Annotated in this window: 4 protein-coding genes; 1 reads left to right on the top strand and 3 read right to left on the bottom strand. The window is 32.7% G+C overall.

Annotation, left to right across the window (positions count from 1 at the left end; all coding sequences use genetic code 11):
- The coding region (locus VKJ25_RS17540; RefSeq protein ID WP_324237928.1) for a tetratricopeptide repeat protein at positions 1-2,627 on the top strand (2,627 nt) is incomplete at its 5' end.
- Positions 2,628-3,085: 458 nt separating this feature from the next.
- On the opposite strand, the gene VKJ25_RS17535 is transcribed toward VKJ25_RS17540, so the two are convergent.
- The 3 genes from VKJ25_RS17535 to VKJ25_RS17525 all read right to left on the bottom strand — a co-directional run.
- The gene (locus VKJ25_RS17535; protein ID WP_324237927.1) at positions 3,086-3,820 is read right to left on the bottom strand and encodes a HEAT repeat domain-containing protein; all 735 of its coding nucleotides are present in this window, start codon (positions 3,818-3,820) and stop codon (positions 3,086-3,088) included.
- 183 nt (positions 3,821-4,003) lie between these two features.
- A complete protein-coding gene (locus VKJ25_RS17530; RefSeq protein ID WP_324237926.1) occupies positions 4,004-5,227 on the bottom strand; it encodes an acetate kinase in 1,224 nt (407 codons plus the stop codon).
- Positions 5,228-5,416: 189 nt separating this feature from the next.
- The coding region (locus tag VKJ25_RS17525) for a trifunctional serine/threonine-protein kinase/ATP-binding protein/sensor histidine kinase (protein WP_324237925.1) at positions 5,417-9,159 on the bottom strand (3,743 nt) is incomplete at its 5' end.

The raw sequence follows: 9,159 nt of genomic DNA, 5'->3' as shown, positions 1-9,159 counted from the left end.
TACTTCATTTATTGGCTGTACTAGAACATTTAGCAGGTAGAAATGATGTAGCAATTGAGCTTTTACATCAAGTTATTACTTGGCATCCTAACTATAGTCAAGCTTACTTAAATTTAGGAAAAATTTTCAGAGATAAAGGTAACTTTGAAACTGCTATTAAACATTATCAAAAATCTCTAGAACTCAACCCAGACTATATTGAAGTATATAATGAGCTAGGGTCAATATTTTTTACACTAGGAGAACTTACAGAATCTCAAAAATGTTATGAAGAAGCTCTTAAATTAGACAAAAATTATGTAAATAGTAACTTTGGTTTAGCAGGTATTTTGTTGAAACAGGGAAATTTTATTCCCGGTTTTTCTCAATATGAATGGCGGTGGAAAACGAAAGGTTTTATCGTTCGTAATTTCTCTCAACCTCTATGGAATGGTTCAAACTTTCAGGGTAAAAATTTATTGGTTTATACAGAACAAGGCTTAGGAGATTCTATTCAATTTATCCGCTATATTCCTCTAGTAAAAAAATTAGGAGGTCGTGTCATTGTTGAATGTAATAAAGTTCCATTAAAATTAATTTTTACTACTGTCTCAGGAATAGATGAATTATTAATTAGAGGAGAAAAATTACCAGACTTTGATTTACAAATACCTTTAATGAGCTTACCCAGAATTTTTGGAACTACCTTAGAAACTATACCTGCTGAAATTCCTTATTTATCTATACCAAAATCAATCGACTTTACTATTCCAACTGCTCCCAAAAAAAATCTCAAAGTGGGAATATGCTGGCAAACAAATAGTACCAGTGACACCAGTAAACTACGCTCTTGCTCCATTGAATATTTACAAGAAATTCTAAGTATAGATAAGGTCAATTTTTACATTTTACAAAAAGAAGTCTCAGGCAAAGATTTAGAATGGTTGAAGTCTCAAACTCAGATACATAATTTAGGTTCATATTTTAATAATTTAGCTGATACAGCAGCAGCCATAAAACAATTAGATTTAATAATAACAATAGATACAGTTATTCCTCACTTAGCAGGAGCATTAGGTAAACCAGTTTGGGTAATGTTAAATTTTGATTCTGAATGGCGTTGGTTAACAGACAGAGAAGATAGTCCTTGGTATCCAACAATGAGATTATTTAGACAACAAAAAATAGGAGATTGGAATAGTGTATTGAAGCAAGTTAAAGAGAGCTTAGAAAATTTCCTAAATAATAATTCTTCTACCAATAAAATTTCTGAAATAAAGGCTATTAAACTACCAGACAAAGCCATTCAAAAATCTTTAGCACAATATAAATCTAGCAAACATAAAAAAACAGCTCCATCCACCTTTATAACTTCTGAAAAAAATCTACAAACTTCTGCTTTTATTCCAGAAATTACAGCAACTAATAGTAAGGTTGAAGAACCTGATAATTTTCAAACTTATACTTCTGAAATAATGAAAAAAATTGGAATTAACTGGCCGTTAAACAATCACAGTGGTTGGGGTATCTATGGCATTAATCTTACTCTTCAACTACTTAAAAACTCAGAATATCAACCCTTATTATTAACACCTCCTTCTATTCAACCTGGAACCTTAAACCCTGTGCATCAAGCTTTACTAAATCCAGCTTTTAATGAGCAAAAAAATCTGCAAAATCAATTGAAGAATCACCAAGGTAAAAAAATCAAATTTAATGTACCAATATTACACGCATTAAGTAGTAATTTTTCTGTCAGTAACAATCTTTTAGGAAACCAAAATATAGGAATTATTTTTTCAGAAAATACTAAATTTACTTCAGAACAAATAAATTGCGCCCAAACATACAATTTAATTATTACAGGTTCTACTTGGAATACTAATGTCTTAGAAAGTAATGGCATAAAACCTGTACAAAAAGTTCTCCAAGGTATCGACCAAACCATTTTTCATCCAGCACCTAAATCTAATACTTTTAGCGATCGCTTTGTTATTTTTTCTGGTGGAAAACTAGAATATCGTAAAGGTCAAGATATTGTCATAGCAGCTTTTAAAATTTTCCAAAAACGTCATCCAGAAGCATTATTAATAACAGCTTGGCATAATTTTTGGCCTCAGTTTATGGTAGGAATTGAAAAAACTGGAAATGTTGTCGGATTACCTAAAGTTAGTCAAAATAAATGTTTACAAATTACTGAATGGTTACTAGCAAATGATATTCCTACAAATGCAGTTATTGATGTTGGTGCTATTCCTAATTATATGGTCGGACAAATATTACGAGAAGCTGATGTTGCTATATTTACAAATCGTTGCGAAGGTGGTACAAATCTTGTGGCAATGGAAAGTCTTGCCTGTGGTATTCCCACAATTATTTCTGCTAATACTGGGCATTTAGATATTATTAATAATTCTCATTGTTATCCATTACTTTCTCAAAAATCTGTCAAACCTACTCCTCATTTTCCAGGTGTAGAAGGTTGGGGAGAATCTGATGTTGAAGAGGTAGTAGAAATGTTAGAAAAAGTTTATTCTGATTCAGAAAATGCTAAAGTTAAGGGTAGTAATGCTGTGAATTTTATGCAAAATTTAACTTGGGAAAAACAAATTCAACGTTTGTTAGTTGTGTTGGAAAATATAATTTAAAGGAAGGAAGAAGGAAGAAGAAGAGGTAATTATTAATTATTGAAGCTTTGTACTTCATTTGTCCGAAATCTGCTGTAAAAACTAGAAATAAACTCTAAAACTTTTGCCTATTGTCTATTTTGAAAAAGTGGCAAGATTGTTGTTTATCGAATCATTAATTAATTAGGGCTTGCTGAATAAATCTCAAAGTTTTTATAGGTAAAGGTTTGAGACTTTTCAGGTACTGATAAAGTGTTAGTTTTTAGATGTCTCACGTTAAAAAATCAAGGATTTTGGGCATTTCGAGGGGTAGAAAATTACTCTGAAAATTCTTCTGGCTACTTCTTCTATGATTCCCATTCCTCCTGAATTGCCGGATTGCTCGATTCTGGCTCCTCCCCACCACTAAAAGACTTTTTCAGCAAACCCTAATTAATGATTTAGTAAAGCATAGAAAGGTAATTATCCATTATTAATTATTAATTATCCATTGCTAAATCTTCAATAACTTGTAATCCCCTGGGGTCTCCCACTCGTAACAAAGAAGACTTCGCATCTTCCCGTACCCCCATATCCTCATCTTCCTCCAATGCCTCAATCAAAGCATCAATTGCACCAGCATAAACAATATTAGAAGGTAATTCTCGACACAACTGACCAATGGCCCATGCACAGTTACTGCGGACTACAATCATTGAGTCTCGTCTCAACCCTTCAATCAATGGTGGTATTCCCCCTACCACAACCTCGTAACTTACTTTGGCCATTTGTCCTAAAGAACTAGCAGACCATAAGCGGACAGCAGGAATATCTGTCCGGAGAGCATCTACTAAAGGTTCTAGAGAACGGCGATCGCGACAATTACCCAAGGCCCAAACTATACCTTTACGAACATAGCCATTAAAGTCAAGACTTAACTGTTTAATTAAAGGTTCCACAGCATCTGGACTAGGATTACGGCCTAAAGCATAAGCAGCACTTACTCGTATCAATGGACAATCATCTTGCAAAAGTTTAATTAATGGGGGGATTGCCCGTTCGTCCTGAAGTTCACAGAAAGCTCGCGCGGCCATCATTCGTTGGGAAGGCTCTGAGGATGTTAGTAATGGTAACATTTCCTCTGGGTCTGGTTTTGGAGGTTCTTCTCCTATATAGTCCAGAGGACTTTCTCCGGTTGGCTGAATATTTTGTAGGTTAAGGTCTTCATTGTACATAATCGTGATTTTACTCTATTAATCCACCTTATCTGAATAATCTAAAAGTCTAAATTGAAAAGTAAAAATTTTAATACTTACAAAACTTACAGAGGGGGAACCTAGAAACCCGGTTTCTTGTAAAAACCGGGTTTCTTTGGGTAAATTCTGTGTAATAAACATTTAAAAAATCATATAACTTTTTCAGGACTTTTTTTGACTAATTTTCTGCCAACATTCACAAGCGATCGCCCAATCTTCTTGTGTATGTATTACTAAAATTGGTATTTGGCTATCTGAGGCAGAAATATCAGTATTCATAGTAGGTTTAGTATTTTTTTTATGGTCAATTTTTAATCCTAAAAATTCCAAATTTACACAAGTTTTTTCTCTAATAATTGCGGAATTTTCTCCGATTCCAGCAGTAAATACTAAGACATCTAAACCACCAATAGAAGCTAACATTTCTCCTAAACAACAACGAAGTTTATGAATATAAATATCAAATGCTAATTGAGCAAGTTCGTCTCCTTGTTCCATAGCATTAATGATATAACGCATATCTCCTGATTTACCATAAATTCCTTTTAAACCTGATTCTTGATTCAGCATTTTATTCAATTTTTCGGCATCAAAATTATATTCTTGCATCAAATAAATAAGAATTGCTGAATCAATTGAACCGCTGCGAGTTCCCATCATTAATCCTTCCAATGGAGTGAATCCCATAGTAGTATTAATACTAATTCCATTTCGGATTGCTGTTAAGGAAGCACCATTACCTAAATGACAACTAATTATGCGTAAAGATGCCAATGGTTTATTTAATATTTGGGCTGCTTTTTGAGAACAATATTTATGACTTGTTCCATGAAAACCGTACCGTCTAATTCCTTTTTGAAACCATTGATAAGGAATTGGATAAACGGCAGCTTCTTTTGGCATTTGACTATGAAATGCTGTATCAAATACTGCTATTTGAGGAACATCTCCTAAGATTTTTTTAATAGCTTCTATTCCTTCTAAATGATGAGGATTATGATTAGGTGCTAGAGGGATAAGATTTTTAATTATTGTTTTGACTTTATCGGTAACGAAGGTTGCTTCTGAATATTCTGAACCGCCATGAACTACTCGATGACCAACGACATTTATATCGGATAATTTTTCGATTACTTTTGTTTCACCTTGACTGAGAGTTTCTAGCATTTTAGAAATACCTTCTTGGCGTTTTTCGGGGTTAAGTTTGAAGTCTTTTTTAACTCCGTTTGCTTCTATTTCTAGGATGCCATAGTTCTGATTAGCAGTCCAGTCAATGGTTGCTTCCCAAATTGGTTTTGGTGGATTTTCTGGTAAGTTTTGTGTAGTAATTTCATACAAACAACTTTTCTGGGAACTAGAACCTGCATTTAATACTAAAATTTTCATAGTTAGTAATAATTTCTCTTTCTTGATTCTACTTTTTTAGCACAGGAAAAGCAGATAAACCAACTCAGAAATTGAATCTGACTATCTAAACTTTAAAATAGCTTTAAAGTTTAGATAGGGTTTGCTGAATGGAAGTGCATTCCGCAGGAATATCTGACAGCTAATAGCTGAATGCTTACACCTCTTCCTTCAAAAAGGAATTGAAATTATAAATTCTGAACCTGCACCGGGAGCAGAAATACATTCTAAATTTCCCTTATGATGTTCTAGAACAATTTGATAGCTAATTGCTAAACCTAACCCTGTTCCTTTTCCCACTGGTTTTGTGGTATAAAAAGGGTCAAATATGCGCTTTTGTACCTCCTCAGTCATACCTATACCATTATCAGCAATCCGAATTATGACTTTATTTTTAACTTCTATTTCTGTAGTAATAGTAATTTTAGGAGACAAATTGTTTGATGATTTTCTTATGGGTTCTAGTGCATCAATAGCATTACCAATAATATTCATAAATACCTGATTAAGCTCTCCCGGATAACATCTAACTTCAGGTAATTGACCGTAATTTTTAATAACTTTAATTTCCGATTCATAGGGTTTAGCTTTGAGATTACTTTGGACAATCATTAAAGTAGAATCTATTCCTTCATGTATATCTATATTTTTAACTTTAGCTTCATCCAGACGAGAAAAGTTCCGTAGAGATTTGACAATTTCTTTAATTCGTTCAGCTCCTACTTTCATAGAGGTTAATATTTTGGGCAAATCTTTAAGTAAAAAATCTAGTTCCATATTTCCCAAAATATCTCTAATTTCATCCATAGGTTCGCGATACTTTTTTTGATATATTGAAATTATATCTAATAAGTATTTAGTATATTCTTGAGCATAATCTATATTGCCATAAATAAAGCTAACTGGATTATTAATTTCGTGAGCAACTCCAGCAACTAACTGCCCTAAAGATGACATTTTTTCGGTTTGAATTAGTTGAGCTTGAGTACGTTTTAATTTTTCCAACGTTTTATTTATACGTTGATTTTTTTCGTTTAATTCTTGAACATTTTTTTCTAAAGTATCGTAAAGAAAAGCATTTTCTAGAGAAATAGCTGCTTGGGTAGTAATCATTTCTAATAGCTCTAATCTTTCAGCAGTAAATGCACCTGTTGTTAAATTGTTTTCTAAGTAAATAATCCCTATAAGTTTACCTTGTTTAATAATTGGAGTACATAATATAGACTTAGGTTGCTGTCGTTCCAAATAAGCGTCATTTATCCATGTTGCTTCTGTAGTAGCATCATTAAATACCTGAAATTTTTCAGTTCGCCAAACATAATTAATTAATGCTTGGGGTAACTCTTGACTTACGGAAACCGGTATTTGGGGTAGCTCGAAATTTTGGAGATATTGGTTATGATCGCTAGGGATAGCTGTATCTACAACATAAGTCATTGCTTCAAGTATTAACTGTTGCTCTTGGAGGAGAATCAGAGCGCATTTTTGCGCCCCCGTATTTTCCATCATTAGTTGAATTAAGGTTGAGAGCAAATTTTCTAGTTTCACTTCTCCAGACAAAGTTTGAGAAACTTTGAGTACAGTTCCTAGATCGAAGATACTTTCTCTATTAGATCGAGAGTTCTGGGTGTAGTTAATACTGTTGATGAGGTTGTTTTTTTCAGGAGAGAAAACTAACACTGTGGTTAGTAGTTGTGGATATCGTTTTTCTAAGTCTCTTACTTTAGCTAGCGCTCCCCAATTATTATATCCATAGTATGCTTCGATCATGTAGGTCTGAGCAATTTTGGTTTTTCCCCAGTCTAGATAAAATTTGGCGCAGAGTTCATTTGCTAAAGCTGCTTCTTGAATATATTGATTTTCTGTAGCGAGAGCGATCGCTTGTTCGTAAGCTTCGATAGCTGCTATTTTATTTCCTAATATTCTTTGTTTTTCTGCTTCTATTAAATAGTATTTGTGGGAATAATTTGTGGGTGCGTGTTGTGCCCAGAATTTCATTTTTTCGCCATAAGCTGTTACTTTTTCTAGTATTTTATCTGGTTCTGCAACTGTTGAATTAGAGTAAAAAGCTAGTAGAGCTAGTGAACTATAAAAGTGATATACTGGAAAATAAAATAATCCGACAACACCGCCGTTAAGATATTTTTCTATTTGTGCCACATAATCCTTTGAATGCTGAAAATTTCCCAATAAATAAGAGAGAATTAATTTATGAAAATAGATTTGAAATAAACCATAGTTATCATTAATATTTTCATAAAAAGAAATCAATTTTTTTTCATCAAAAGCACTACCTGATAATAACTCAGGATTTTCTACAGCCTCAAGTAAATTTATCACAGCTTGATGAACAACCTGATTATAATAGTAGGCATTTTCTTGTTTAATTTCTCCGAGAGAAGTGCTATAATTTTCTATTTCTGACTCTAGTTCATTAAGGGATATACCTAACAAGTAAGAGTAACAACAGTAATGATGAATACAATAACTAGCGAACTCTAAATCTCCGGTTTCTAAACCAGTTTTATAACCTTCAAGTATATAAGGAAAAGTTTCACGGACATGGATTTTCCAATGTTCTATGCCATTGTAAACACTTTGAAATACTTTGCTTTTTTGGTCTTTACTGTTAAATTTTTCTAATAGTTCACAAGCAAGTCTACCAAACTGATATCCAGTATCAATATCTTGTTCTACAGCACATAAAATCATACCATAGTTGGAACAAGCAAAAGCAAAGAATGGAGATGTTCCTGACTGTAAAGATAAATTGATTTGTGCAGATATAATTAGGGGAAATAACTCTGGCTTGTAAACAAATGTGATCGAAAAAAGTGATGATAAAATCCGGATTGATGCTAATTTTTCTGAGTCTTCTAATAATGGTAAATTGATTAGTTCAGAGATACTTTTTCCCCTCAAGTTTCTTTTAGTTTTTTTGAGGCATTCTTGAATATATGATGGAGTTAAATTTGCGGGAAAGATAATCCCAAGAAGTGACAAAACAGATAAGCCAATAGTTAAAGCTTCTTGCAGTTTAGTCTGAGCCACACAAGCTTGTATTTGTATTTCATAGATTTTAACTTTATCTAAGAGATTATTAGCTTTTTTTAATACACAATCAACTAATTTATCCATTTCTGAAAAGTCACCATTTAAGTAGTTAGTTTCTACTGCTTCTTCATGTAATGCCAATGTTAATTGATATTGGGTTTGCCAACTATTTTCAGTTAATAAATTTATTCCTGTCTGTAAATAAGATATTGCTGATTTATAAGCAGTCGATAATTTGGCTTTAATTCCTGCCCTTAAATTTAAACTTGCCAACTCTTCCCTAGCATCTTTTTCTGTAATTAATTCCACACCATAATTCAGTTGATTCACAATTTCAAATATTTTTTCTTCTAATTCTTCATCCGCCGTATTTTTCAACAATAACCTGCCAATTTTTAAATGAGTTTCTTGCTTGTTTGGTTCCGGAATTAGACTATAAGCTGCCTGTTGTACTCGGTCGTGGAGAAAATGATAAATCGGTGTTTCTATATTTGTTATTTCGGGAAAATTATCATAGTGTTCTCCCTGATAAAACTTGTAAGTTTCATCTCTGGGTAAAATCAATTCTTCTGATAAAGCATCCCACAAAGACAAAGCCGTTTCTGACAGGGATTTTTCATATACGATTGAGAGAGTTTCTAAGTCAAAATTATTACTAATACAAGCTGCTAATTTTAATAATTCTTGAGTTTCTAATGGTAATTTTTTAATTTCAGTAGCCATCAATTCAACTACATCCCCACTCCCTGCCAAAATTTTTATTTCTGATAAATCAAACAACCATTTATTTTGTTGATAATCATAAAAAATTAATCCTTTTTTGTAAATAAACTTGATAAACTGAATGCTAAAAAATGGAT

Source organism: Okeania sp., from assembly GCF_035285525.1.
Lineage (GTDB): Bacteria > Cyanobacteriota > Cyanobacteriia > Cyanobacteriales > Microcoleaceae > Trichodesmium.
This window is presented reverse-complemented; position numbering and strand designations above follow the sequence as displayed.